The sequence below is a fragment of the Chryseobacterium sp. LAM-KRS1 genome, from assembly GCF_013184525.1.
Classification (GTDB): domain Bacteria; phylum Bacteroidota; class Bacteroidia; order Flavobacteriales; family Weeksellaceae; genus Chryseobacterium; species Chryseobacterium proteolyticum.
The window spans coordinates 319,949-346,724 of record NZ_JAAOIZ010000002.1 but is presented as its reverse complement, the minus strand read 5'-3'; the positions used below and the strand labels follow the sequence as shown (position 1 = coordinate 346,724).

21 protein-coding genes are annotated in these 26,776 nt (G+C 36.0%); 15 read left to right on the top strand and 6 right to left on the bottom strand.

Annotated features, from left to right (window positions below):
* Nucleotides 1-345: 345 nt before the first annotated feature.
* From G9C87_RS05495 to G9C87_RS05440, 12 genes are all read left to right on the top strand, one after another.
* Complete coding sequence (locus tag G9C87_RS05495; RefSeq protein ID WP_172278953.1) at nt 346-3,198, top strand: SusC/RagA family TonB-linked outer membrane protein; 2,853 nt, start codon at nt 346-348, stop codon at nt 3,196-3,198.
* A gap of 3 nt (nt 3,199-3,201) precedes the next feature.
* Nucleotides 3,202-4,665, top strand: coding sequence for a RagB/SusD family nutrient uptake outer membrane protein (locus G9C87_RS05490; protein WP_172278951.1), 1,464 nt, complete (start codon nt 3,202-3,204; stop codon nt 4,663-4,665).
* Between the two features lie 73 nt (nt 4,666-4,738).
* Nucleotides 4,739-6,124: a glucoamylase family protein gene (locus G9C87_RS05485; RefSeq protein WP_172278949.1), complete on the top strand. Its 1,386-nt coding sequence runs from the start codon at nt 4,739-4,741 to the stop codon at nt 6,122-6,124.
* Between the two features lie 56 nt (nt 6,125-6,180).
* Entirely contained in the window at nt 6,181-6,882 is a 702-nt protein-coding gene (locus G9C87_RS05480; protein WP_172278947.1) for a prolyl oligopeptidase family serine peptidase, read from the top strand.
* Nucleotides 6,883-6,958: 76 nt separating this feature from the next.
* On the top strand, nt 6,959-9,289 hold the full coding sequence (gene bglX / locus G9C87_RS05475) for a beta-glucosidase BglX (protein ID WP_172278945.1): 2,331 nt from the start codon (nt 6,959-6,961) through the stop codon (nt 9,287-9,289).
* 109 nt (nt 9,290-9,398) lie between these two features.
* Nucleotides 9,399-9,812: a hypothetical protein gene (locus G9C87_RS05470; RefSeq protein ID WP_172278943.1), complete on the top strand. Its 414-nt coding sequence runs from the start codon at nt 9,399-9,401 to the stop codon at nt 9,810-9,812.
* 335 nt (nt 9,813-10,147) lie between these two features.
* Nucleotides 10,148-11,575, top strand: coding sequence for an adenylosuccinate lyase (gene purB / locus G9C87_RS05465; protein WP_172278941.1), 1,428 nt, complete (start codon nt 10,148-10,150; stop codon nt 11,573-11,575).
* Between the two features lie 46 nt (nt 11,576-11,621).
* Nucleotides 11,622-12,581 (top strand): WG repeat-containing protein, encoded by a 960-nt coding sequence (locus G9C87_RS05460; protein ID WP_172278939.1) that lies wholly within the window; start codon nt 11,622-11,624, stop codon nt 12,579-12,581.
* Between the two features lie 27 nt (nt 12,582-12,608).
* A complete protein-coding gene (locus tag G9C87_RS05455) occupies nt 12,609-16,304 on the top strand; it encodes a phosphoribosylformylglycinamidine synthase (protein ID WP_172278937.1) in 3,696 nt (1,231 codons plus the stop codon).
* 13 nt (nt 16,305-16,317) lie between these two features.
* Nucleotides 16,318-16,698, top strand: coding sequence for a ribonuclease inhibitor (locus G9C87_RS05450; RefSeq protein ID WP_228456956.1), 381 nt, complete (start codon nt 16,318-16,320; stop codon nt 16,696-16,698).
* A gap of 90 nt (nt 16,699-16,788) precedes the next feature.
* A complete protein-coding gene (locus tag G9C87_RS05445; protein ID WP_172278933.1) occupies nt 16,789-17,415 on the top strand; it encodes an SGNH/GDSL hydrolase family protein in 627 nt (208 codons plus the stop codon).
* Nucleotides 17,416-17,748 carry a gamma-glutamylcyclotransferase family protein gene (locus G9C87_RS05440; RefSeq protein WP_172278932.1) on the top strand — a complete coding sequence of 111 codons (333 nt, stop codon included), beginning with the start codon at nt 17,416-17,418 and terminating at the stop codon, nt 17,746-17,748.
* A 48-nt stretch (nt 17,749-17,796) separates the two neighbouring features.
* Here G9C87_RS05440 and G9C87_RS05435 read toward each other — a convergent pair whose 3' ends face one another.
* Nucleotides 17,797-18,153 (bottom strand): diacylglycerol kinase family protein, encoded by a 357-nt coding sequence (locus G9C87_RS05435; RefSeq protein WP_172278930.1) that lies wholly within the window; start codon nt 18,151-18,153, stop codon nt 17,797-17,799.
* A gap of 199 nt (nt 18,154-18,352) precedes the next feature.
* Between G9C87_RS05435 and dnaN the strand changes: the two genes are divergently transcribed.
* From dnaN to G9C87_RS05420, 3 genes are all read left to right on the top strand, one after another.
* Nucleotides 18,353-19,483, top strand: coding sequence for a DNA polymerase III subunit beta (gene dnaN / locus G9C87_RS05430; RefSeq protein ID WP_172278928.1), 1,131 nt, complete (start codon nt 18,353-18,355; stop codon nt 19,481-19,483).
* 207 nt (nt 19,484-19,690) lie between these two features.
* Nucleotides 19,691-22,093 (top strand): phenylalanine--tRNA ligase subunit beta, encoded by a 2,403-nt coding sequence (gene pheT / locus G9C87_RS05425; protein WP_172278926.1) that lies wholly within the window; start codon nt 19,691-19,693, stop codon nt 22,091-22,093.
* 144 nt (nt 22,094-22,237) lie between these two features.
* Nucleotides 22,238-22,648: an META domain-containing protein gene (locus G9C87_RS05420; protein WP_172278924.1), complete on the top strand. Its 411-nt coding sequence runs from the start codon at nt 22,238-22,240 to the stop codon at nt 22,646-22,648.
* A 50-nt stretch (nt 22,649-22,698) separates the two neighbouring features.
* Here G9C87_RS05420 and G9C87_RS05415 read toward each other — a convergent pair whose 3' ends face one another.
* From G9C87_RS05415 to bla-A, 5 genes are all read right to left on the bottom strand, one after another.
* The gene (locus G9C87_RS05415) at nt 22,699-22,938 is read right to left on the bottom strand and encodes a hypothetical protein (RefSeq protein ID WP_007845674.1); all 240 of its coding nucleotides are present in this window, start codon (nt 22,936-22,938) and stop codon (nt 22,699-22,701) included.
* Nucleotides 22,939-22,974: 36 nt separating this feature from the next.
* The gene (locus G9C87_RS05410) at nt 22,975-24,291 is read right to left on the bottom strand and encodes a hypothetical protein (RefSeq protein ID WP_172278922.1); all 1,317 of its coding nucleotides are present in this window, start codon (nt 24,289-24,291) and stop codon (nt 22,975-22,977) included.
* Nucleotides 24,292-24,374: 83 nt separating this feature from the next.
* On the bottom strand, nt 24,375-25,265 hold the full coding sequence (locus G9C87_RS05405) for a 3-hydroxybutyryl-CoA dehydrogenase (protein WP_172279691.1): 891 nt from the start codon (nt 25,263-25,265) through the stop codon (nt 24,375-24,377).
* 19 nt (nt 25,266-25,284) lie between these two features.
* Entirely contained in the window at nt 25,285-25,692 is a 408-nt protein-coding gene (locus G9C87_RS05400) for a hypothetical protein (RefSeq protein ID WP_172278920.1), read from the bottom strand.
* Between the two features lie 75 nt (nt 25,693-25,767).
* A complete protein-coding gene (gene bla-A, locus G9C87_RS05395) occupies nt 25,768-26,646 on the bottom strand; it encodes a CGA/CIA family class A beta-lactamase (RefSeq protein WP_172278918.1) in 879 nt (292 codons plus the stop codon).
* Nucleotides 26,647-26,776 lie beyond the last annotated feature (130 nt).

The following is a 26,776-nucleotide window of genomic DNA, read 5'->3' as shown; positions in this document are numbered from 1 at the left end:
ACCGGGCCAAAGGTAAAAAGGAAAATCTGTTTAACAAAATATTAATTTAATGTTAGCGATTTGGGGAGTTATTCTATAAAAACCCTTTAATATTCATTGTAAATTAAATGTTAAATTAAATTTATTTTTAGTGATAATACGTTAAAAAATTGACTTTTCACATATGATGTGTGATGTATCATGTTAATTTTAGAATTATTACGATATATTAACAATGTTTCATATATTTTTATAATTTTGGATTAATGTCTTTTTTTGAGAAATACAATATTAATTTAATTAAAGACAGCTTTGCAGTTTAAAAATCTGCTAAGAAATTTGATTGTACGAAATAAAATTGACTATATGAAACAAAGTGATTTAAAGTATTCATCACTCATTGCCGTATTGTATTTTGGTATGAATGTGAATGCGCAGGTAACTCCTAAAGATACTGTTCCTAAAGAACAGAAGATCGAGGAGGTAGTAATGATTGGTTATGGTAGCCGTAAGAAAGTGGATAATACCACATCTATCAGTTCCATTAGTGCTGAAGAGGTAACAAGAACGAAAGTTTTAAATGCTTCTCAGGCTATACAGGGAAAAGCAGCGGGTGTACAGGTTACTGCTTCAGATATGCCTGGATCTACTCCTACAGTAACAATTAGGGGTCTTGGAACTGTACTTGGTGGAAGAACTCCTCTTTATGTAGTGGATGGAATGTTTACGGATAATATCAATAATATCAATTCTAATGATATTTTAACGTATGATGTTCTGAAGGATGCAACAGCACTAGCTATTTATGGTAACAGAGCTGCCAATGGGGTTATTATTATTACAACGAAAGCAGGTAAGGGTAAATTGAGTATATCTTACGATGGATTAATCGGAATCCGTAACCCCCTAAAGAAAGTTAAGATGGCAAATGCATCTGAATTTGCAAATTATAACAATTCCGGAGTTGGAAGTGTCTATTTAAATCCCAATCAGCCTTACAATACAAACTGGTTTGACGAAGTAACCAGAACAGGAATATATAATCAGCATAATGTATCTATTTCTGGCTCAACAGAGGCTGTAAAATATTTTTTAAGTTTCAGCAATTATGACGAACAATCAATACTTAATGGTACAAATTACAACAGGAATACGGTTAGGCTAAACAACGAATACAAAATTACCAAAGGTATTCGCTTATCTCAAAATCTAAGTGTTACTTTCACTAATGATACTCCGAGATCGTTAGGTGTTTTTACTACTGCTTATAAACAATCACCACTGGTTCCTGTTTATTATCCCAGCGGACAGTATGGACAACCGATATATGATAGTAATGGAAACATAAGTTATTCTGGTGGTCGATTTAATAATGTTCCAAATCCTGTTATGCAGTTGGCTTTTGATAATCAAAGAGGTAAAAACTTTTTGTTGCAGGGAGGATTAAAATTAGATGTTGATATCATCAAGGATTTAAAGTTTACATCTCAATTTAATGGAGAGTATAATAATTATAAGTATTATAATTTTGTTAACTCAAAAGCTTTATGGCTAGCCAATGATCCTACTAGACTTGAAAGCCAATATCAGTCTACAGCACCTACTACCAGACTGACAAACAAAAACCAAAACTACTATAACTGGTTATTAAGTAATTATCTTACCTATAATAAGAAATTTGACAATCACGATATTGAAGTAGTTGCCGGAACGGAAGCTTCTGTAAAAAATGGTATAGAATCTTTTATTGTAAACAGACAAAACCTTCCCGTTTCACAAGACTATTGGAACCTTTCAGGAACAGATTATTATAATTACTTATACAGTGATTCTACTACAAAAGCTCTCGAGTCTGTCAAATACAATAGGAACACCACAATTTCATATTTTGGTAGATTACAATACAAATTCATGAATAGGTATTTGCTAAGTGCAACTATCAGAAGGGATGGATCTTCTCAATTTGCCGATGGTCATAAATGGGGGACTTTTCCTTCAATAGGAGCCGGTTGGGTAATTTCTGAAGAAGATTTTCTGAAGGGAGGTTTTTTCAATACTTTAAAAATTAGAGGGGGTTGGGGTAAAATCGGAAACCAAAATGTTCCTCTTAATTATTTACCATTATTATCCGGGGCTACTTATAACTATGGTTTTGGTAATTCTCCGGTGAGTAATGGTATTACAATAAACAAAAGCTACGATCCGGATTTAGGATGGGAAGTTACTGAAGAGTCATCAGCCGGATTAGACTTTGGAATTTTAAATAATAGATTAACAGGGTCTTTTGACATTTACAATAGAAAAACTAAAAATATTATTCTGGCGGTTACTCCTTACTTAGGAACGGGTATCTCCGAAGTGAATTACTCTCATATGGGAAGCGTAGTAAACAAAGGAGCAGAGATAGGCTTGAACTGGTCTGATAAAGTAGGTGAAGATTTTTCTTACTCTCTTGGAGCAAATTACTCATACAATAAAAACAGATTGGTAAGTATAGATACTTCTAAACCAGTTTCTCAAATTACAGGAGGTAGCTTAGGTAATGGTGAATGGACAAAACTTTTTGATAGCTCTTCAGTTGGACACGCATTGGGAAGCTTTTATTTATGGGAGTTTGATGGGTATGATGCTAATGGAAATATGAAATTTAAAGATTTAAATGGCAACGGGGTAACGGGTAAAGCAGATGCAGGTGACAGACGTTACTTTGATTCATATATTCCAAAATCTACGTTGGGGATCAATATCTCTATGGCTTACAAAAATTGGGATTTTGCAGTAAATGGTTACGGAGCCTTTGGATTTAAAGTTTATAATGGAAAGAAAGCTCAAAGAATCAGTGGGGAAAATATAGAAACTTCAGTAGCGAATAATTACTGGACATCCACTAACACCGGAGCTGCAAACCCTGCACCGGCAACTTCTATTCCGATTGCATCTTCATTCTTTTTGGAAAGTGGCGATTACTTCAGAATCAATAATATATCTGTTGGATATACTTTCAAAAATATTACTGATTATGTGAAATCAATCAAACTCTATGTAAGCGCGATTAACCCTTTTGTATTCCAAAAGTATTCCGGTTATTCGTCTGAATTATCAGGTTATAATCCTACAGACCCTGCAGTAGAGGGGGATCCATACAAATTAACGGGTGTTGAGCTGGATTCATATCCTACTTTAAGATCTTTCGTATTTGGAGTAAACTTAAATTTTTAAAAAATGAATAAGAAATATATCATAGCAGCTGCTATATTGTTTTTTGGAGCTATTAATCAAGGTTGTAGTGACGACTTTATAGATGTATCTCCATCTGAAAATATTCCTGAATCAAATCTGGAAATTTATAATAATAATGATGGTGCAAACCAATTTGTTACTGCAATCTATGCGAAGTTTTTGGATTGGAACATGAGTACATTTGCCTGGATTGGGGTGACTTCTATTGTTTCGGATGATGCAGATAAAGGTTCCAGCCCGGGAGATGCAGGATCAGATAAAGATATTCTGGATGCTTTAAATTTTACTCCTTCCACACCCTCTTTTAAAGAATTGTTTGCTTCTAATTATCAAGGAATAAACAGAGCAAATCAAGCTTTAAAATATATACCACAACTCAATAAGGCCGATGAAAACTTACGGAAGAGATTACTGGGAGAAGCTAAATTTTTAAGAGCTTTTATGTATTTTACTTTAGTGAAATCATTTGGTGGGGTTCCATTAGTGGACCATGTTCCTGTCTCTGGAGTTGAAGAAGATAAAAAGATGACTCTTACAAGAAAAAGTAAAGAGGAAATTTATGCTTTTATAGAACAGGATTTAAAAGATGCAATTCAGTCACTTCCGGATAAATCTACCTATACAGGAAATAATGTAGGTAGGGCCTCTGTCGGAGCAGCTCATGCTTTATTAGCAAAAGTATATTTATATCAAAAAAAGTGGCAGCTGGCCTTAGAGCAGGCAAATCTGGTTACAGGTTACTCCCTTACTCCTGATTTTATTGATATTTATAAAGTATCGGGAGAAAATAATGCAGAATCTATTTTTGAAATTCAAGGTACAGGAGGAACAGCGGGAAGAGCAATACAGCAATACAGCCAGGTACAAGGTGCAAGAGGTACTACCGGCTGGGGATGGGGATTTGCCACTCCAACACAAGGTTTGTATGATGCTTATTCTGCAACAGATACAAGAAGAGATGCAACAATCATTCATAGGGATATGACTTTATATGATGGGTATCATGTTGGACCTAATGTTGAAAATAAATTTTATAATTATAAAGCATATTCATCAAATTATAGAGATCAGGCTTCTACAGATACCAATATAAGGTATTTAAGATATGCCGAAATTCTTTTAATTAAGGCTGAAGCAATGAATGAGCTAGGGCAGACTTCTAGTGCCATTCCTTTCTTAAATCAAGTTAGAAGCAGAGCTCATGTTGCCAATACAACAGCAACTTCTCAAGCTGATGTAAGGACTGCAATCTGGAAAGAAAGAAGGCTGGAACTGGCATTCGAACATGATAGATGGTTTGATCTTGTTAGAACAGGGCAAGCTCAGGCTGCAATGGCAGCTGATGGAGGCAAGATTTTCCAGGTAGGAAAGCATGAAGTGTTTCCTTTACCTCAGGAATTTATTAGTGAATCAGGTGGCTTATCAGCTCAAAACCCAGGTTATTAATTCATTATAATACAAATAGCCAAAGTTTAGCTTTGGCTATTTTTTTAATTAACTCTATGTAAACGTATATTTTATGAAGTTAGGAATCATTTCTATTCTGGCAGTGGCGTCATTATTTTCCTGTAAAAATGCCCAGATGGGAAAACAGGAAATAGTAAAAAAAGAAGCTGTAAAAAGTACTATGAGTGATGAACAGCTGATAGACAAGGTTCAACGGGATGCTTTAAAATATTTCTGGGATTATGCAGAACCGAATTCTATGTTGGGAAGAGAACGTTACCATGAAGATGATATCTATCCGGATCATGATAAACATGTAATAACTACAGGTGGATCAGGATTTGGCTTAGCTACAATATTGGTCGGAGTGGAAAGAGGTTTTGTTCCCAGGAAAGAAGCGGTGAAAAGATTGACCCATATGATGGATTTTCTTGCTAAAGCAGATCGCCATAAAGGAGCATGGTCTCACTGGATCAATGGAGAAACGGGCAAAACAGTTCCTTTTGGAAAAAAAGATAATGGAGGAGATTTGGTGGAAACCGCATTTTTAACTTCAGGAATTTTAATGGTCCGTGAATATTTTAAAAATGGAAATGATGAAGAAAAAGCTCTGGCAAAGAAATGTGACGAACTATGGAAAGGAATTCAATGGAACTGGTATACCAAAGGCGGAGAGAAGGTTTTGTATTGGCACTGGTCTCCGGAATACCAGTGGGAAATGAATTTTCCATTGGAAGGATATAATGAATGTATGATTACTTATATTTTGGCGGCATCTTCTCCAACCTATTCAATTGATGCAGAAACTTATTATAAAGGATGGACCAGAAACGGAACTTTTCTTTCAGATAAAACGAAATACGGTCGTCCGATGTATGTGAAGCATAACTCTGCTGAGGAGTATGGCGGACCTTTATTCTGGGCACATTATTCATATATCGGGTTAGATCCCACCGGCCTTTCAGATAAACTGATTAAAAATTATTTTGATTTAAATAAAAACCAGGTCCTTATTGATTATAAATATTGTCTGGAAAACCCAAAACAATGGAAAGGATATGGTCCGGATTATTGGGGGCTTACGGCAAGCTATTCCAGAAATGACGATGGAACTACCGGATACAACGCTCATTTTCCTCAGAATGACCATGGGGTTATTTCTCCAACTGCAGCTTTAAGCAGTTTTCCCTATTCACCGAAAGAATCAATGGACTTTTTAAAATTTATTTATATTAAAAAACCTGAATTCGTGGGTTCAGCAGGACCTTATGACGCGACATCTATCCATTATAACAATTGGTTTACCCCAAGATATCTTGCCATTGACCAGGGAACAATTGCCCCGATGATTGAAAACTACAGGACAGGATTTTTATGGAAGCTGTTTATGCATGCTCCTGAAATTCAACAGGGTTTGAAAAAATTAAGTTTCAAATCTGAAAAATATGGAATCAAATAAAAGATAAAAAATGGACTTTGTTCCCATTTATAATAAGTCAAAATCTCACTAACAATATGAAATTAAAACTTAGACATGCTTTGTTTCTGCTTCCGCTTTTTTCTTTACAGATGAATGGTCAGGAGATCAAGGCAGAACTCAACAAGGAAATCAAAAGAACAGAAAAGATAGCTTATATTTTGGACTATCCCCAAAAAGTAAAAGGAAATCTTCCGTTAATTGTTTTTCTCCATGGATCGGGAGAAAGGGGAACTGACCTTGAAATGGTAAAAGCCCATAGTCCCTTTACCTATAAAAATCTGATCAAGGAACCTGTTGCTATTTTAGCTCCTCAGTGTCCTGCAGATAGCTGGTGGGATACCATTACCGTTTATAACCTGATTAAAGAAATTCAGAAAAAATATAAAATCGATGCTTCCAGGATTTACCTTACGGGGCTTTCACTGGGAGGTTGGGGAACCTTAAAACTGGCAATGGAGCATCCTGAAATGTTTGCTGCTGTAGTCCCGGTATGTGCTCCTACAGATCAGATTATGACAGCAAATGTCAATCGATATAAAGATCTGAATATGAAAATTTTTCACGGTGGAATGGATGACATTGTTTTGCCTGAAAATGCGTTCAGATTATACCAGAAGTTACATCCGGTAAACCCTGGTGCGGAATTAATCATATTCCCGAATGATAATCATAACTCCTGGGACTCAGCTTATTCAGACCCCGGATTATACGAATGGATGTTGTCCAAGAAGAAGTAAGATAAATAATAACGAAAAGTAAGAATCCGGATTAAGAATCTGATGTTCACAATTACTATTAAAAAATGAAGATAAAATGAGTAAAAAGTTAGTTTTAATAGCTGCGTTAGCACTTTCGCCATTGTTTTCGGCTCAGGAAATGGTTACAAGACCTGTTCAGTCCTACCAGACGGCCCAATATCAGGCAAAGAAAAAAGCCTTTGTAGATCAGCTTTTGTCAAAAATGACCTTAGATGAAAAAATAGGACAGTTGAATTTACCAAGTTCGGGAGATTTTACCACAGGATTGGCTCAAAGTTCCGACATAGGTAAAAAAGTAGAACAAGGTTTGGTCGGTGGACTATTCAATATAAAAGGAGCGGACAAAATAAAAGCAGTTCAGAAAGTTGCAGTAGAAAAGAGTCGATTGAAGATTCCGTTGATCTTTGGAATGGATGTTATTCATGGTTATGAAACAACTTTTCCTATTCCTCTGGGCTTGGCAGCTTCATGGGATATGAACCTTATCCAGCAATCTGCGAGAGTTGCCGCAAGAGAAGCATCTTCTGATGGAATTAACTGGACATTTTCCCCAATGGTGGATATTTCTCGTGAACCAAGATGGGGGAGAGTCTCTGAAGGTTCGGGAGAAGATCCTTTTTTAGGCAGTGAAATAGCCAAAAATATGGTATATGGCTATCAGGGGAAAGACCTTTCTGTGGGCAATACCATTTTAGCGTGTGTAAAACATTTCGCATTATATGGAGCCGGTGAATCAGGGAGAGACTATAATACCGTAGATATGAGTCATGTGAGAATGTTCAATGAATATTTCCCTCCTTACAAAGCTGCTGTGGATGCCGGAGTTGCATCAGTAATGGCATCATTTAATGAAGTGGACGGAGTTCCTGCAACCGGAAACAGATGGCTTCAGACAGAGGTTTTGAGAAATAAATGGAATTTCAAAGGCTTTGTGGTAACGGATTATACCGGAATTAATGAAATGGTAGATCATGGAATGGGAGACCTTCAGCAGGTTTCGGCTTTAGCTTTAAAGGCCGGGGTTGATATGGATATGGTGGGAGAAGGTTTTTTGACAACCCTTAAAAAATCCTTATCAGAAGGGAAAGTTACGCAGGCTGAAATTGATATGGCAGCTAAAAGGATTCTTGAAGCCAAATATGATTTAGGATTGTTTGATGATCCCTATCGTTATGGCAATGCTAAATTAGCAGCAAAAGAGGTTTATAACCTCGAAAATCGCACGATTGCCCGAAATGCCGCTGCTCAATCAATGGTTTTAATGAAAAATGACAATCAGGTTCTTCCATTGAAAAAAACAGGGACCGTAGCAGTCATTGGTCCTTTAGTAAACAATTCTTTGAATATGGCAGGAACCTGGAGTGTCGCAGCAAAGCATGATCAATCTGTTGCTTTGATGAAAGGTCTTCAGGACAATTTTGGAAAAGAAGTAAAATTTATTTCAGCAAAAGGAGCTAACATTGATTACAGTGCTAAATTAGAAGAAATCTATGCAGCTCATGGAAAGAAAACAGATAGAGATAACCGTTCAAAAGAGGTGCTTTTAAAAGAAGCTGTGGATGTTGCCAATAAAGCGGATGTCATTGTTTTAGCCATCGGGGAATCGGCAGAAATGAGTGGCGAATCTTCTTCGAGAACGGAAATCACCATTCCACAGTCTCAGGTTGATCTATTAAACGAGCTGAAGAAAACAGGAAAACCTATTGCAATGGTGCTTTTCACGGGTAGGCCATTAGCCCTTACGAATGTAAAAGATGTTCCTGATGCCATTCTGAACGTCTGGTTTTCTGGTTCTGAAGCAGGAAATGCTATTTCTGATGTATTATTTGGAAAAGTGAATCCTTCCGGTAAATTACCTATGACATTCCCAAGAAGTCTCGGACAGGTGCCTATTTATTATAATGCTAAAAATACAGGACGTCCGTTAAGTCAGAATCTTGTTGATAAATGTGAGTATCAGCGATTCCGTTCCAATTATATGGATGAGTGTAATACCCCTCTTTATCCGTTCGGCTTTGGTTTGAGCTATACCCAATTCAACTACTCTGATCTTACCGTATCTGATCCTAATCCGAAAGGAAACCAAACGGTTCAGGCCTCTGTTACGATAACCAACTCAGGGAATTATGACGGAGCAGAAGTCGTACAATTGTACATCCGCGATATGGTAGGAAGCATTACAAGACCAGTAAAAGAATTAAAAGGATTCCAGAAGGTTTTCCTTAAAAAAGGAGAATCTAAAAAAATTACTTTTGATATAACACCGGAAAGCTTAAAATTCTATAATGGGGATTTAAAATTTGGCTGGGAACCGGGAGAATTTGATATTATGATCGGAACCAATTCAGAGGATGTAAAACACTCTAAAATTAATTGGAGCAAATAATTTTAAGCCATTCATTTTGAATGGCTTTTTTTGTATCTTAGAATTAAATTAACTAATACCCTATTTTTGGCATACTTTTTACCAATCTGAAAACATTAAAAAATTAAATATGAAAAAAACAATTTTACTAAGCGCGATGTTCCTGGGTTCTTTCACTTTTGCACAACAAAAAGCTCCGGTTTTAGGAGGGGATAGAGATGTCCATGGCTGTAAAGGCTCTGCGGGTTATACTTACTCACAGATCAAGAATGATTGTGTACGAGTTTTTGAACAAAAAATCAAATTAAAAGAAGTCGGCTCGGATAAAAGCTATACCACAATGACTGCCGTTATTTTTAGCAAAAATATGAAACAGGCGGAAATCTTTATTCCGGATGGGAATGCCAAAAGTATTATTCTGGAAAGAGAAGGGAAAGGAAACATCTGGAAAAGTGGAAAACATATAAAAGAAAGCTATGTCCTGGTTCCTTATAAGAAAAAAGGTTATCAGATCAAGAAAGATGATGTTGTTATTTACCAGTAAATCAGGAAGGCCATTCGAAAGAGTGGCTTTTTATTTTGATGCCAGAAATGTTTACCATTATGGAAAAAAGTTATGTATTGGTTTTTATTTGGAGCTTTTTCCCGCTTTTCGTTTCAATCTTTTTTTTCAAAAAAGGATTTCCTCTGCAATCGGGGCTAGCATTGTCTTGAAATTTTCAATGATCACTCTGATTTATTTTTGAAAATAATCAATAAAAATAAATAGTGTTCTTTAAAATTACCCATAGTTTTTAATCAAAATCTAAAACCTCCGTAACAATTTTTCTCTCTCACTGAAAATCCGTATTTTTGTGCATCTAAAAGTAATAAGAAAGAATGAATTCCTACAAAAATCCATTGGAAGAACGCTACTCCAGTGAAGAAATGTTATTTAACTTCTCGCATAATAACAAATTCCAGAATTGGAGAAAGCTTTGGATAGCTCTTGCTGAAATCGAAAAAGACCTTGGACTTGAAATTACAGACGAGCAGATCGCTGAGTTAAAAGCTAATGCTGAAAACATCGATTATGACAAAGCAGCAGAGTACGAAAAAAAATTCCGTCATGATGTAATGGCTCACGTTCACGCATATGGTGATGTAGCACCTTCAGCAAAAGGAATTATCCACCTGGGAGCAACTTCAGCTTTTGTAGGAGACAATACAGACTTAATTCAGATTCGTGACGGACTTTTAATCTTAAAGAAAAAGTTGGTTAACGTAATGAAAAACCTGGCAGATTTTGCAATTCAGTACAAAGACCTTCCGACTTTAGGGTTCACTCACTTCCAGCCGGCTCAGTTGACAACAGTTGGAAAAAGAGCTACTCTGTGGTTACAGAGTTTGGTTCTTGATATTGAAGAATTAGATTTCTTCCTTGAAACCCTTCGTTTCAGAGGAGTAAAAGGAACTACAGGAACTGCTGCAAGTTTCCTTGAACTTTTCAACGGAGATTATTCTAAAGTAAAACATTTAGATAAAGAACTTTCAAAAAGATTCGGTTTCGATAAGGTTTTCGGAGTTTCCGGACAGACTTACGATAGAAAAATTGATGCGAAAGTGGTGGCTTTATTAGGAAATATTGCACAATCTGCACATAAATTCACAAACGATTTACGTTTACTTCAGAACCTTAAGGAAATTGAAGAGCCATTCGAGAAAAACCAGATCGGTTCATCAGCTATGGCTTACAAACGTAATCCGATGAGAAGCGAAAGAATCGGGGCATTGGCAAAATATGTAATGTCTCTGACGACAAGTTCTGCCATGGTAGCTTCTACACAATGGTTTGAAAGAACATTGGATGACTCAGCCAACAAGAGATTAACAATTCCTCAGGCGTTTTTAGCTGTGGATGCAATCTTGTTGATCTGGAATAACATTATGAACGGAATTGTAGTTTATCCGAACAGAATCAATAAGCACATAATGGAAGAACTTCCTTTCATGGCAACAGAATATATTATCATGGAAGAAGTAAAAGCAGGAGGGGACCGTCAGGAAATCCACGAGGTCATCAGGGTTCACTCTATGGAAGCTTCTAAAAAAGTAAAAGAAGAAGGAAAAGAAAACGATCTGATTGAAAGGATTCTGAATGATGATTCTTTAAAGCTCGATAAATCAAAATTAAAAGAAGTTCTGGATCCTAAAAATTTCATTGGCTTTGCACCTATTCAAACGGAGGAATTCATTAAAAATGAAGTTCAGCCGATACTGGAGCAGAACAAAGACATGATTGGACTGGAGGCTGATCTTAAAGTATAATACCATATGCAGTCTTTTCGGCTGCATTTTTTATTTCTTTGCAGGTATGAACAGAATACTATTTTTCCTTTTGATACCCACTCTTTCCTTTTCACAGGGAAAAGATGTTTTAACCTACTTTAAATCAAAAGATTCTTTGGTAGGGGTAAAAGATCATACCGGAAAAATTATTGTTCCTGCACAGTTCAAAGTCTTTTCATTTCTAAAAGACGGCGATCCTGTAAAAGAAGAAACCATTTATTTCGACGGGTCTAAAAAGGATGAGATAAAAGAAAAAAACGCCTGGGGATATGTCTATGATAAAAAAGGGAATTTCCTTTACAGACCTTTCCTGTACGATAATGGTGCTGATTATTTTTCTGAAGGAGTAAGACGGTTTGTTAAAAATGGGAAGGTAGGTTTTGTAGACAGAAACGGTACAACGGTAATTGAAGCCAAACATGATTTTGTTTCACCATTTAATTACGGATATGCAGTCTATTGTGATGGATGTGATTGGGAAAAAACCAATGATGAGCACAAAGCAATGGTAGGAGGAACATGGGGAGTGATGAATTTTAAAGGAGAAGTGATTCAACCTGTTGCGGCACAAACGAATTCCGTAGAAGTTAATGGGAAATTTTATCCAAATCCATTCAAATATAATGAAAAGGAGAAAGGTATTCTTCAATTTTTCGAAAAACAAAATACAAAACTTTCGGAAATCTATTATGTCAACTGGTATAATAAATTATCAAAAGAGGAAAAAAAACTTTTTTTTGAAATCGTTGAAAGACCAAAAGAAAACTTTCCTTTTTATCAGGTAAATACATATGATTACAGGAAAATAGATGTGGGATTAACATTTGATTTCAAATTTTTAGTCTCAGCAGAGGGCCAGGAAATTTTTGCACTGGACTATGATAATGAAAAGGTTCCTTTTGAAAAATGGCTTAAGAGAGAAATCGGAAAAGCTCAGAAATATCAGGAAGAACATCCTGATAATCCTAATAAAATAAGTAAATAAGTCTAATAATATAATATCTGACATCTAATGTCTAATAACAAAAGAATTTTCGTAGAAAAAAGAGGTATTTTCGATGTTGAAAGTCCAAAAATTTTTGATGAGGTAAAAGCGGTTGTTCCGGCTGTTCAAAGCGTGAAAGTATACAACGTGTATGATATTTTCAACCTGAATGACGGAGAATTTGAAAAAGTGGTCAATAACACTTTTGTAGACCCTGTTACTGATATTTTGCATACAGAGAACCCTGCAAAAGCTATTCATTTCGGAATGGAATTTTTACCGGGACAGTATGATCAGAGAGCAGATTCTGCACAGCAGTGTATCGCCTTACTGACAGAAAATGAAAAATCAAAAGTAAGAAGTGGAAAACTGATTGAATTTGAAGGAGTTTCTGAAGCTGATTTGGTTAAGATCAAAGATCTTCTAATCAATAAAGTGGAATCTCAGGAAAAAGATTTATCTATTCTGGATATTCCTGCTGATGAAACACCATCAAAAGTAATCATCCACGAAAACTTCATCAATTTCAATGATGCGGAACTTGAAAACTTTTATAATAATCATGGTTTTGCACTAGGATTGGACGACCTGAAATTCATTCAGGAATATTTCAAAACTGAACAAAGGAATCCTACGGAAACAGAATTAAAAGTATTAGATACCTATTGGAGTGACCACTGTCGTCATACAACTTTTGAAACAGAATTGTCAGACATACAGTTTGAAGGTCAGTTCAAACATACATTGGAAACTATTTTCAATGATTATATCGAAAAAAGAAAATTCTTAGGGCGTGAGCTGAAGCCGATTTCATTAATGGATCTGGCAACGGTATGCGGAAAGTATTTCCATAAAACAGGGAATCTTGATAACCTTGTAATTTCTGATGAGATTAATGCATGTACCATTCAGATCGAAGCAGAATATGATGGTAAAAAAGAACCTTGGTATTTATTATTCAAAAATGAAACGCATAACCACCCGACGGAAATTGAACCTTTCGGAGGAGCGTCTACTTGTTTGGGAGGAGCGATCAGAGACCCGTTATCCGGAAGATCTTTCGTATTTCAGGCCATGAGATTAACTGGTGCTGCCGATGTTTTAGAACCGGTTGATAAAACATTACCGGGAAAACTACCTCAGAAAACCATTACGAAACAGGCTGCCAACGGATATTCATCTTATGGTAACCAGATCGGGCTTGCGACGACAATGGTTTCTGAAATCTATGATGAAGGGTACAAAGCCAAAAGAATGGAGGTAGGTTTCGTTACAGGAGCTGTTCCTGTAGGCTGGGTAAGACGTGAGAAGCCTGCTAATGGTGATTCAATCATTATCTTAGGAGGGGCAACAGGTCGTGACGGAGTAGGAGGAGCAAGCGGAAGTTCAAAAGAACAGGACGAAACCTCTATTCACACCATGAGTTCAGAGGTTCAGAAAGGAAATGCCGTAGAAGAACGTAAAATTCAGAGATTATTCAGAAACCCTGAAGTAACGAAGCTGATCAAAAAATCAAACGACTTCGGAGCAGGAGGTGTTTCTGTGGCAATCGGTGAGATCGCAGACTCTTTAGAAGTAAACCTTGATGTATTACCATTAAAATATGAAGGATTAAACGGAACCGAACTGGCTATTTCTGAATCTCAGGAAAGAATGGCTGTGGTGGTAGATCCTCAGGATAAAGAAAAATTCATTAAATTCTGTGAAGCTGAAAACATTGTGGCTGTAGAAGTGGCAAAAGTGACAGATTCCGGAAGAATGCAGATGTTCTGGAAAGGGGACAAAATTGTAGATCTTTCAAGAGCATTCTTAGATACCAACGGATGTTCAAAATCTCAGGAAGTGAAAATCACCCACCTGGAAGAAGTAAAACAAGAAACAAAAGCTTTCACAACAGAAAACTTCCTGAACATCTTAAAAGATAAAAACGTAGCTTCCCAGAAAGGACTACTTGAAATGTTCGACTCTTCTATCGGAGCCACTACGGTAGCTATGCCTTTGGGAGGTAAATACCAGCAAACCCTGATGGAAGGAAGTGTGCAGACACTACCTATTTTAGGAGCAAAAGATATCAAAACCGTTTCTCTCGCAAGCTGGGGATTTGATGCTGAAATCTCAAAACAAAACTCACTGTTAGGAGCATCGTATGCTGTCGTAGAGAGTGTAGCAAAGATTGTTGCCATGGGAGGTGATTATAAAAATATCAGGTTAAGCTTTCAGGAATACTTTGAAAAATTAGGACAAAACCCTGAAAAATGGGGCAAACCTTTAGCCTCTCTTTTAGGGGCTTATGATGCTCAGATCAAATTGGGTCTGGCAGCAATTGGAGGTAAAGATTCGATGAGTGGAACATACCAAGACCTTAACGTTCCACCAACCCTGATTTCTTTTGCATGTGCCAACGGAGATAAAGAAAACATCATCTCTCCGGAATTGAAAACTGCAGGAAACAAATTGTATTTCTTCAATCACATTGCTCAGGAAAGCGGACTTCCAAACTATGATGCTTTAAAAGAAGTTTTTGAATTCATTTTCGAAAATATCAAATCCGGGAAAATTGTTTCTGTAAAAACAGTAAAAGAAGGTGGTCTTGCCGTAGCTTTGGCAAAAATGAGTTTCGGAAACAGATTAGGAGCAGAGATCAGTGCTGATGAAAATGTATTATTAGCAAAAAATATCGGAAGCTTAGTTATCGAGGCGAAAGAAGAATTAAGCGCAGCTTCCCTTCAGTTGATCGGAGAAGTAAAAGACTCAGGAACCTTAAAAATTAACGGTATTGAATCAGACATTACAGATCTTGTAGCGGCCAATACTAATACATTTGAAAATCTTTTCCCGACTGTAGAAAAAGAAAAGATCACGGTTGAAATTGATGCAAAACATAACTCGGTCAACCCAAGAAATATCATTATTAAAAAACACGGAATCGCACAACCGAAAGTATTTGCTCCGGTATTCCCGGGAACCAACTGTGAATATGACACACTGAATGCATTCCAGAAAGAAGGCGCTGTAGTAAGCAGCTTACCTTTAATCAATATCAATCACCAGTTACTCGATGAAAGCATTGATGCATGGGTGGAAGAGATCAGAACATCTCAGATCCTTGCATTCTCAGGAGGTTTCTCTGCGGGTGATGAGCCGGATGGTTCTGCAAAATTCATTGTAAACGTTCTGAAAAACGAGAAAATGAAAAATGCAGTTCACGAATTATTAGACAGAGACGGAATGATCATCGGAATCTGCAACGGATTCCAGGCGCTAGTGAAATCGGGACTTTTACCTTACGGAAGAATCAAAGATCTGGATGAGAATTCTCCAACATTAGCTCACAACGCCATCAGAAGACACATCTCCCAGATGGTAACAGTGCAGGTAGTAAATGACGAAAGCCCTTGGTTAAAAGGAATGAAAGGACAGACTTTTACCATTCCGATCTCCCACGGTGAAGGACGTTTCATGGCTTCAGAAGATGAAATCAGGAAATTATATGAGAACGGACAGATTGCTACCCAGTACATTGATCTTGATGGAAACATTGCCCACGGGATGCCTTTTAACCCTAATAATTCATTATTCGGAATTGAAGGGATTACCAGCCCATGTGGGAAGATCTATGGAAGAATGGGACACCCAGAACGATTTGCTGAAGGTCTCATGAAAAATATTCCAACAGCGAACTATCACAATATCTTTAAAAATGGAGTTGAGTACTTCAAATAAAAATAATAAAAAAATGATCGTCATTAATGGCGGTCATTTTTTTGATCTGGCGGGCTTCTATGAAGAAGTTTCAGAAGTACTGATGAAAAATGCTGACTGGAAAGTCGGAACTTTGGATGGTTTTGATGATATCCTGTATGGTGGATTTGGAGTTTTTGAACCCCATGAAGAAATTGAATTGATCTGGAAGAAATCTGGGAAATCCGGACATGATTTGGGTTTCGAAGCCACCCGCGAGTTTTATGAGAAAAAAATAAAGCAGGGAAAACCTTTTAATACGGAAATGATCAGAGAAAAACTGAACGACCTGATAGCACAAAAGGGACAAACTTTATTTGATATTCTCGTAGAAATTATTGAATCACATCAAAATATTAAGCTAATTTTGGATTGAAATTAATAATCCATTAAAGGGGATAAAGATTATGGTTAGGTAACTTCTTACCGCTTTAAAATCTTAGTGATTAAATTATAAGGCTTAGAAATGAAAAGAATGATTTATGCGCTGTTCTTTGGGGACAGTATTACATATGGTGAATATGACGGAGTATTTGGTGGATGGGTTGATATTTTAAAAAGATATGCATTACAGAAATTCCATGAAGGTCACAATGAATTGATTGTTTATAATTTAGGAATCGGAGGAGAAACAACGGAAGGTCTGATAAAGAGGATACCTCATGAGCTGGCTGCAAGGAATTCCGCAGATGGGAATGTTGTTTTTATTGCCTATGGGGCAAATGACCTAGCTATTAAAAATGGAAGTAAAATGGTAGCGCCTGAGGATTTTACAGCTAATATTGAGGAGGCCATCAGAATTGCAAAACAATTTACTACAGATATATATCTGGTGAGCATTCTTCCTTTTTCTAAAAATGTAGATGGAATTGAAGTTGCTTCCGGAAAGCTGAGAACCAATGAAGAGGTCCTTACTTACAATAGTATTCTGAAAGGCATGACAGAAAAGCATTCTTTAACCTATATCGATTTTTATTCCGCATTGGTAGACGATAAAGAAGTTCTTCTTTCCCAGGACGGCGTACACCCCAATGAAAAAGGCTATGGAATGATGGCCGAAATTGCAATTCCAACCATTGAAAAATATTTGTAGATGCCTTATTTATTTTCATACGGAACTTTACAGAAAGAGCAGGTACAGACCCAAACCTTTGGAAGACTGCTCAAAGGTGATAAAGATGTTCTCATAGGTTATACATTAAAAATGCTTGAGATTACAGATCCGGAAGTTCTGAGAAAAAGTAACCAGAAATACCATCCTATTTTAACGTTTTCAGGTCATGTCGAAGACCAGGTAGAAGGGATGCTTTTTGAGATTACAGACGATGAAATTCTGTTGGCTGATGCGTACGAAGTGGACGATTATAAAAGAATCGAAACGATTTTTAAATCCGGAAGGAAGGGCTTTATTTATGTCGCAAGATAATTCTAGGCAACAGTAATTATTCTAAGCAGAGCACGATTTCGGCTTTCTCTAGCTGAATAGATACTTCGGATAAACCAAAATTCCTACAATTAACGATACAATAGCCATAAGAATTACAGCACCTGCTGAAATATCTTTAATAAAGCCTATTCTTTTATCAAATTCAGGCTGAATGATATCACAGATCCTTTCAATGGCAGTGTTAAGAATTTCCGTACTTAAAACCCCAAAAGAAACGATGAGGACGAGGGCAGTATCGAATTTTGATAACTGTAAATAAAAAATAAGGAAAATATTGATCAGCAGAGCAATACACTCGATCTGAAAATTTCTTTCTGTTTTTATCATTAAAAAAAGACCTCGAAAAGCATTCCGGAAACTTGTATGAATAGGAGGTTTACGCATGATAAAAAAGATTATGTACAAATATAATTAATTGATCAAAGAAAATGCCTATCTTTAGTCCTTAATGATGGTTTATCCATTAAAAAAGTATCCCGGAAGTAGTTTTAAAAATCTTTTACTCGTTGTTAATAACTCTCAGAATTATATTTTTTAATCTATTTTCTATTTATTATATTTGTAAAAATTTATTTTTAAATCTATGAAATTTATTATTTCAAGTGGTGAATTGCAGAAGGCTTTGCAAACTGTAAGTGGCGTAATATCAAGCTCTCAATCGAGACCGATCTTAGAAAACTATCTTTTCGAATTAAACGAAACCCAGGTTACCATTACAGCATCTGATGGCGAAACAACTCTTGTAACTTCTTTGGAAGTAAAGTCTGATGATTCGGGTAAATTTGCTGTTCCTGCTAAAATTTTTCAAGATTTTATCAAAACATATGGTGAACAACCGCTTACATTTTCTGTAAAGGATAATGCTGAGGGAACGGGTAGCCAGCTGGAAATTTTGGATGAAAAGGATAATTTCGCAGTAGCATTGGATAATGCGGATGATTATCCGGAGCTTCCTGAATTTGATGCTTCACAAAGCGTGACCATGTCCGCAGGTATTTTATCTGAAGCACTTACCAATACTCTTTTTGCAACAAGTAATGATTCTCTTCGTCCGGTAATGACAGGAGTTTTATTCCAGTTCGGGGAAAATGAGACGAATTTTGTTTCTACAGATTCTCACAGACTGGTTGTTTACAAAAGAATGGACCTGATGAACGTAGAACCTATGGAGTTCATCATGCCTAAAAAACCTTTAAATATTTTCAAAAATATATTGGCAAGTTCCAACGAAGACGTTACTATCGATTTCAATGAGAACATGGCTAAATTTACTTTTGGTAAACATATCTGGATCTGTAGACTGATTGACGGAAAATATCCTAACTATACTGCGGTTATTCCAAAAGAAAATCCGAATGTATTAACAATCAACAGAAACCTGCTATTAGGTGCGATCAAAAGAGCATCGATCATGTCTAATAAATCAACCAATCAGGTAAGATTTAAATTATCTGCCAACATCCTTCACCTTCACGCAGAAGATACGGAATATGCAAACAAAGCAGATATGCAGATCCCTTGTGATTATAACGGAGAAGATATCAACATCGGGTTTAGCTCTAAGTTTTTAACAGAAATGTTGACTATTCTTGGTTCTGACGATATCACAATGAAAATGTCTCAGCCAAACAGACCGGGAATCATTGAACCTCTTGACGGTCTTGAAGAAAACGAAAATATCTTAATGTTATCAATGCCGGTAATCGGACTATAAGATTAAGCTCAATTAAATAACAGAGGTTTTGAATTTTCAGGACCTCTTTTTTTTGTTTTTGCGTTCAGTTGGGAAGTTAAAAATTTCGTTATTTCTTAAAAAAACACGACCTTTGTAAACGCAAAATTCGAAGTAAAAATTTTCAAAATAAAGTGAATGAAACCTTATAAGGTTGGCATTTAACCGATAAAAAATAGATTTAAGCAGATGAAAATATCAAATAACTGGCTGAGAGATTACATAAAAACGGAATTGAAAACTGAAAGAATCGGTGAGTTCCTTACAGATATTGGTCTTGAAGTTGAAGGTATAGATAAATTTGAAAGTGTAAAAGGAAGCCTGGAAGGAATTGTAGTAGGTAAGGTCTTAACCTGCGAAAAACATCCGAATGCTGACAAACTTAAGAAAACAACTGTAGATGTAGGAAACGGAAAGGTGCTTAACATCGTTTGTGGTGCTCCTAATGTGGAAGCCGGACAAACTGTTCCAGTTGCAGTGGTGGGAACAAAAATCTACGATAAGACCGGAAACTTTTTTGAAATTAAAGAAGCAAAGATCAGAGGTGAAGTTTCACAAGGAATGATCTGCGCAGAAGATGAGCTAGGCCTTAGTGAGGATCATGGAGGAATCATGGTTCTTGACGAAGCACAATATGAAGTAGGAAAGAATTTTGCAGATTATTTTGAATTGGCAACTGATGAGGTAATTGAAATTGGTTTAACGCCTAACAGGACCGATGCAATGTCGCACTACGGTGTAGCAAGGGATCTTTATGCTTTTCTTTCAACCAATCAGCAAAAAGCCCAGTTTGAAAAGGTAGCTTCGGAACCATTAAATAATGAAGGTGCTCATAACTTTACTTTAGAAGTAGAAGATGCTGAATTATGCCCTAGATATATAGGAGCTGTTATTGAAGATGTAAAAGTAGCAGAATCTCCGGCATGGTTGAAAAACAGATTGAAAGCAATCGGTTTAAGCCCGATCAACAATATCGTGGATATTACCAATTATATTCTTCACGGATTCGGACAACCGCTCCATGCTTTTGATGCAGACAAAATTGCTGATAAAAAAGTAAAAGTAGGGACCGTAAAAAAAGGAACAAAATTTACGACTTTGGATGGTGTGGAAAGAACTTTAAACGGTTCTGAAGTCATGATCAAAGACGGAAAAGATAAACCGATGTGTATTGCCGGTGTTTTTGGTGGTGCCAATTCCGGAGTTTCTAATGAGACAAAAACAATCTTTTTGGAAAGTGCTTATTTTAATCCGGTAGCGGTAAGAAAAGGAGCTAAACTTCATGGATTGAACACGGATGCATCATTCAGGTTTGAAAGAGGAGTGGATCCTAACCTTACAAGAACAGCTATTACCCACGCTATCAAAATGATCCAGGAAATTGCAGAAGGAAAACTGGTAGGAGAGTTGCTGGAAGAATATCCAAAGAAAATTGAAGACAGCTATGTTATCATAAGGTTCTCTAAAATAGAACAGATTCTTGGAACTAAAATTCACAGAGAAAAAGTAAAAGAGATTTTAAAAGCTCTTGAAATTAAAGTTTTGAACGAAATTCAAAATGGTTTGGAAATTTCTGTTCCGGCTTACAGAGCTGATGTGACGAGGGAAATTGATGTTATCGAAGAGATCTTAAGGATCTACGGATATAACAAGATTGATGCTCCACAAAAGATATCATTTACACCTGTAAAGCTAAGCGCTAATGATCAGGATGAATTGGAAAACAATTGGGCAAGAACTTTACAAAGTTTAGGTTTTAATGAAGTAATGAACAACTCACTTACTTCTGTAAAAGATGAAACGGATGCTGTGAAACTTCTGAATCCTTTGAGTGGTGATTTGGCTTTCATGAGAAAATCCTTGTTGGAAGGGCTTCTTCAAAATTCCATCTATAATATTAACAGAAAGAACCAGGATATTAAATTCTTTGAGTTTGGAAAGATTTATCACAAAAGAGCTCAATATGAAGAAAGGAAACAGCTGGCTATTCTTGTTTCAGGAAGAGAGGTTGCTGAAAACTGGTTACAGCCGAAATCAGCAACGGATTTCTACAACCTGAAAGCTTATGTGAAAGTATTGCTGGAAAGATTGGCAATCGATTACAAAGAAGTTGCTTTGTCCGATAACAGATTCTCGGATGCAATTGCTTATGAAGCTGATGGAAAAGTATTGGTAAGAATTGGAAAAGTGGCTCCGGAATTATTGAAAGATTTCGATATTGACCAGGACTGTTTCTATGCCGAAATTGAACTTGAATTGGCCCAACAATTACGATCTGGGAATGAATTGAAATTCAGGGATATTCCTAAATTCAATAAAATCAGAAGAGATCTGGCATTGCTGATCGATAAGAATATAACATATCAGGAGCTGTATCAGACAGCCAAAAAGAATAAATCTCCTTTCATTAAAAACATCAATCTGTTTGATGTATACGAAGGAAAAAACCTTCCGGAAGGAAAGAAATCATATGCGATGAGTTTTGAGTTATTAAATGAGGCAAAAACTCTTGAGGAAAAAGAAATTTCCGAAGTAATGGATTCTTTGATTAAATCTTTCCAGAAAGAATTCAACGCAGAATTAAGATCATAAATATAAAGAAACGGGCTAAAGCCCGTTTTTTTGTATATACATTGATAAGGGACAGGCTTTAGCCTTCTATGAATAATAAAATTCTTTCAAAGCCGTTTAAATAATATAATTTCCGTAAATTTGGTTAAATCAAAAAAGAAAAAAATGAAAAATCTTTTTTTAAGTATAAGTGCAGCCGTGATTTTGGCGTCGTGCGGAACTATGTCAAGCGCATCTGCTTCAAAAGTAGGAAAATCTCAGCCTTCATTGGTCAATACAAAATGGACTTTAGCGGATAATGTAAAAGGGAAAGTTCCTACATTGAATATCGAGGGAGAAAAGATCAATGGAAATGCCGGATGTAATAACTATTTTGGTACGGTAAAGCTTGATGCTTCTACAGGTAATTTTTCAGCAGGGCAAATGGGTTCTACAAAAATGGCCTGTGATAATATGAATGTGGAGCAGAACTTCATGGATATGATGGGAAAAGCAAACAAGTACGTAATTTCAGGAACAACTTTGGAATTGTATAAGGACAATCTTTTATTATTGAAATTTAATAAATCAGAATAAAAAAATAAAAGGAACTCATTTGAGTTCCTTTTTTATGTTTTAGGGTTTTCTTATTCTTCCTCTTCTTCGTCGTATTTAGCTAATTCTTCGTCACACCATTTGAACGCTGCTTCTACCACTTTAGTAGCTTCATCTGCCATGGTCTCTTCATCGTCTCCTTCCAAATCATCCAGCCACTCAACTTCTTCTTCCTCAACGTTCAAGATAAATCTTGGGTATTCTGTATGAACCACGAATAAATCCTCAGGAAATTCCGAATTGTCTGCTAATAAAAACTTTGGTAATTTCATTTTTTTAATATTTTAACTTTCTCAAAGATAATAAAATTATTGATATTTGTTCTTGTCGATCCTAATTTTTTGTAAAACTTTGTACTGGGTAAGTGTAGTTTTCTGTAGGGTATCTTGAGGCTTGAATGTCAGGCTTATATTGGAATTTACTGTGCTTATTAATTCTGCAACCTGTATTTTTTCCAGGTCCTCGGTCGTTTCCAGATAAAATGTGATAGGTTTATCCTTAAGATTTTCAGTCTCTAAAAATTGACTGATATTTTTTCTGTTTTCCAGATAATTGCCTTTTGAAAGCCAGGTAAAGAGTATTCCTGACAGCAAACTTAATACTCCCATTGCATACACTTTTATATTGAAGATATCAAAGAGTCTTTTGAAATACATTAGCCACAAAGGTAGGCTGAATGGAGCTAATAACCGATAATCTATAGGATTTACAGGATAAAAATACTGAACAAAAAAGGAACATATGATTCCTGAAATTCCAATAACAAGAAAGAACAGATCACTGTCAGATAACCGGATCTTAATAAAAAGAAATACCATCAGACAGATATTCAGAAATCCGATACCATAAATCACATTATTGATCAAACCACCTCCCGGATCTGCAATATGAATAAAAGGATTAAAAGTAGTAGCCAGGCCCTGAAACAATTCAACCAGCAGCTGTGAAGTAGGGTGGAGACCCATTTCTAAGGATTGCTTAATGTAGTTTTCATTAAAATAATCCAAAAAGGTAAACTTGTATAAAGCTACAAAACCACAACCAATGAAACCTGAAATAATGAAAGTACGGGCATACTTTTTTTTCCATACCAATAATCCGAAAAGCCCTGTTCCCCCCATAATAAACAATGAACTATAGCGGATATTATATAAGGCAATTAATGATAACGAAAGATAAAATACAGCTTTTCCTTTTTCCAGTTTTCCAGTAATAATTAAATGTGCCGTATACAGGAATAAAAATACAAATGGAAGGATGAGCGCTTCACTCATCGTAAAAGAGTAAATTGACACGAAACTAAATAAAGCACTGACGATAACAGATTCTTTAAAGAAAAAGTTTTTTTTCCAGGCAAAGGCCGCAATAAAAAGAAAAGCCAGAATCCCGATTACTTTACTGCTCCAGAATTCGTCCATCCCCAGATATGTAAAAAGCTTAATACTTAACGGATATCCTACAGGTGTTGTCGTATTATCAATAGTCGGGAATACATGAGCAAATCTCATATACCGGATTGAATCCGGGCTTACCCTGCCTTTCTCATTGAGTAAAAAACGTAAAATGGTCATCATTACAATAATGATGACCAATGATATCTGAATATTTTTTTCTTTAATTTTCATTAGGGTTGTGATCAATGATAACAGCCAGAACAGACCGTTGTTCAAATGTATAACTTATAACTCACAACTGATAATCACTAGAATTATTTCGTGAACATTTTTGAAACTTTTTCAGCTTTTTTGCTTTCGGAGTAGTCATAAAAACCTTCTCCTGATTTTACTCCCAGTTTTCCTGCCATTACCATATTTACCAATAGAGGATTCGGGGCATATTTTGGATTTTTAAATCCGTCATACATCACATTAAGAATAGCAAGACAAACATCAAGACCAATGAAATCAGCCAGCTGAAGAGGTCCCATTGGATGAGCCATTCCAAGTTTCATTACCGTATCAATTTCTTCAACGCCTGCAACACCGTTATATAATGTTTCAATAGACTCATTGATCATAGGCATTAAAATTCTGTTAGCAACGAAACCAGGGTAATCATTCACTTCCACAGGCACTTTTCCTAACGTTTTACTCATATCATAGATGATATCAAAAGTCTCTTTGGAAGTAGAGTATCCTTTAATGATTTCAACCAGTTTCATAATTGGAACAGGATTCATAAAGTGCATACCGATCACCTTATCAGCTCTCTTAGTTGCAGCGGCTATCTTTGTAATGGAGATAGAAGAAGTGTTGGTTGCAAGAATACAGTTTTCCGGAGCAAATTCATCCATCTGTCCGAAGATTTTCAATTTCAGATCCTGATTTTCAGTAGCTGCTTCTACAATTAAATCAGCGGTTTCCACAGCTTCTTTCAACTCTGTAAAAGTGGTGATATTTCCTAAAGTTTCTGCTTTTTGCTCCTCTGTAAGGTTGCCTTTTGCAATTATTCTGTCGAGGTTGGTGGTAATGGTTTTTACTCCTCTGTCTAAAGCATCCTGAGAAACATCTACAAGATTTACTTTAAATCCGCTTTGCGCAAATGTATGTGCAATACCATTTCCCATGGTTCCAGCTCCGATAACTACAACGTTTTTGATCATTTTTCCTTTAATTAAATTATTTTTTATAGATAGTTAAATTTCTTGAATTGGCTAAATCTGCTTTTGTGACGATCTGCGTTTCATCAAAGTTCACATTTCCGCTGTTGCTTTTTCTTACTGCATTTTGAGAAGATATAGCAGCCTTAAGTCCGGATATGAACTTCTTTTTTTTAGTTTTTGCTAAGGAATCGATCCCGATATAAAGATTAAATTCCCCCTCCCGGCCCAGTCCGCTTTGTTTGTAAATTTCAAAAGGTTTTGTTTTATTCTTTTTTTGAAACTTTGATATGTAATTAATTACAGGATCTTCGGAAGGTGTTCCGCAACAAATGCTTGCGTAGCCTACCTGTAAATAGTTCTGGTTCTTTTGAGAAAAAAAGAAGCTGAAACAAAAAATGCTGAAAAGTATTGCTATTTTTTTCATTGTAATAAATAAGATTAGGTTTAATCACGCCCTTATTGAGCGCATTTTATTTCGCTTAAAATTAAGCTTTAATATTTACTTACTAAAATCATCCCAAACTGCTTTTGAAATATCTGAAATGATTTTACAGTTTACAGCTTCTGTTTCCATAGAATTGCTTACAAATACAGCTATGGCATAATGTTTTCCATTAGGAAGGGTTACAATTCCCATGTCGTTTTCAGCACCGGTAAGCCCATCTTTATTTTTACCTGAAGAGCCTGTTTTATGAGCCACAGGTGTGTTTTTAGGAAGCTGCTCAATCAATTTGTTTGTTCCTGTTTTGGTGCCTAGCATTACCTTCATCAGGTAATCTGTGGAATTTCTGGAAAGTAACTGTCCCTTATAAAACTTTTTCAAAACCTGTACGATGGAGTTCGTTGAACTGTAATTTTGATATTGTGCATTCCAGTCTTTATGCATTTCATCTTCGTTAAAGCGAATCTGGAAATTTTTTATTCCTTTGGTATCCATAAATTTTTGAACTGTATCCGTTCCGCCAATTAACCTTAAAAGGATATCGCACCCATTATTATCACTCTGCGCAACGGTGAAGTCTATAATTTCACTTAAAGGAATTTCAATATTACCATTGGGATATTTTTCTCTAAGTGGCGACCATGTATCCTCAAGAAGATCTGATTTTTTAACTAAAATCTTCTGATGTAACAACAGTTTTCCTTTATCTACAAAATTGAGAACAGCGGCAGCAATATGAAATTTGAAGACACTTTGCATTGGGAGCTTTTTATCTCCGCTTTTGCTATAAAGTGATTGATTTTCCATTCCCAGTACAGAAACTCCTACAGTGGCTTTTTTGTCATTGATGATAGAATTTATTTTTTGTTCCAGGGCTGTATGCTGGGCAAAAGTAAATGTAGAAATCAAGAGAAATAGAAATCCTGCTTTTTTCATAATGGTCAATTTATATCGCCGTAAATTTAAAAAATAAATCTCTTTACATGTATAACCATAGCTTAATTTATTAGGATATACTCACGTCTTGACAATAGAAATGAATAATCCGGAAAAGGTACTCTTCCGG

What these genes read in the sequence shown, in the direction of transcription:
- G9C87_RS05495 (WP_172278953.1), top strand. Translation starts at nt 346, where the DNA reads ATGAAACAAAGTGATTTAAAGTATTCATCACTCATTGCCGTATTGTAT.
- G9C87_RS05490 (WP_172278951.1), top strand. Translation starts at nt 3,202, where the DNA reads ATGAATAAGAAATATATCATAGCAGCTGCTATATTGTTTTTTGGAGCT.
- G9C87_RS05485 (WP_172278949.1), top strand. Translation starts at nt 4,739, where the DNA reads ATGAAGTTAGGAATCATTTCTATTCTGGCAGTGGCGTCATTATTTTCC.
- G9C87_RS05480 (WP_172278947.1), top strand. Translation starts at nt 6,181, where the DNA reads ATGAAATTAAAACTTAGACATGCTTTGTTTCTGCTTCCGCTTTTTTCT.
- bglX (WP_172278945.1), top strand. Translation starts at nt 6,959, where the DNA reads ATGAGTAAAAAGTTAGTTTTAATAGCTGCGTTAGCACTTTCGCCATTG.
- G9C87_RS05470 (WP_172278943.1), top strand. Translation starts at nt 9,399, where the DNA reads ATGAAAAAAACAATTTTACTAAGCGCGATGTTCCTGGGTTCTTTCACT.
- purB (WP_172278941.1), top strand. Translation starts at nt 10,148, where the DNA reads ATGAATTCCTACAAAAATCCATTGGAAGAACGCTACTCCAGTGAAGAA.
- G9C87_RS05460 (WP_172278939.1), top strand. Translation starts at nt 11,622, where the DNA reads ATGAACAGAATACTATTTTTCCTTTTGATACCCACTCTTTCCTTTTCA.
- G9C87_RS05455 (WP_172278937.1), top strand. Translation starts at nt 12,609, where the DNA reads ATGTCTAATAACAAAAGAATTTTCGTAGAAAAAAGAGGTATTTTCGAT.
- G9C87_RS05450 (WP_228456956.1), top strand. Translation starts at nt 16,318, where the DNA reads ATGATCGTCATTAATGGCGGTCATTTTTTTGATCTGGCGGGCTTCTAT.
- G9C87_RS05445 (WP_172278933.1), top strand. Translation starts at nt 16,789, where the DNA reads ATGAAAAGAATGATTTATGCGCTGTTCTTTGGGGACAGTATTACATAT.
- G9C87_RS05440 (WP_172278932.1), top strand. Translation starts at nt 17,416, where the DNA reads ATGCCTTATTTATTTTCATACGGAACTTTACAGAAAGAGCAGGTACAG.
- G9C87_RS05435 (WP_172278930.1), bottom strand. Translation starts at nt 18,153, where the DNA reads ATGCGTAAACCTCCTATTCATACAAGTTTCCGGAATGCTTTTCGAGGT.
- dnaN (WP_172278928.1), top strand. Translation starts at nt 18,353, where the DNA reads ATGAAATTTATTATTTCAAGTGGTGAATTGCAGAAGGCTTTGCAAACT.
- pheT (WP_172278926.1), top strand. Translation starts at nt 19,691, where the DNA reads ATGAAAATATCAAATAACTGGCTGAGAGATTACATAAAAACGGAATTG.
- G9C87_RS05420 (WP_172278924.1), top strand. Translation starts at nt 22,238, where the DNA reads ATGAAAAATCTTTTTTTAAGTATAAGTGCAGCCGTGATTTTGGCGTCG.
- G9C87_RS05415 (WP_007845674.1), bottom strand. Translation starts at nt 22,938, where the DNA reads ATGAAATTACCAAAGTTTTTATTAGCAGACAATTCGGAATTTCCTGAG.
- G9C87_RS05410 (WP_172278922.1), bottom strand. Translation starts at nt 24,291, where the DNA reads ATGAAAATTAAAGAAAAAAATATTCAGATATCATTGGTCATCATTATT.
- G9C87_RS05400 (WP_172278920.1), bottom strand. Translation starts at nt 25,692, where the DNA reads ATGAAAAAAATAGCAATACTTTTCAGCATTTTTTGTTTCAGCTTCTTT.
- bla-A (WP_172278918.1), bottom strand. Translation starts at nt 26,646, where the DNA reads ATGAAAAAAGCAGGATTTCTATTTCTCTTGATTTCTACATTTACTTTT.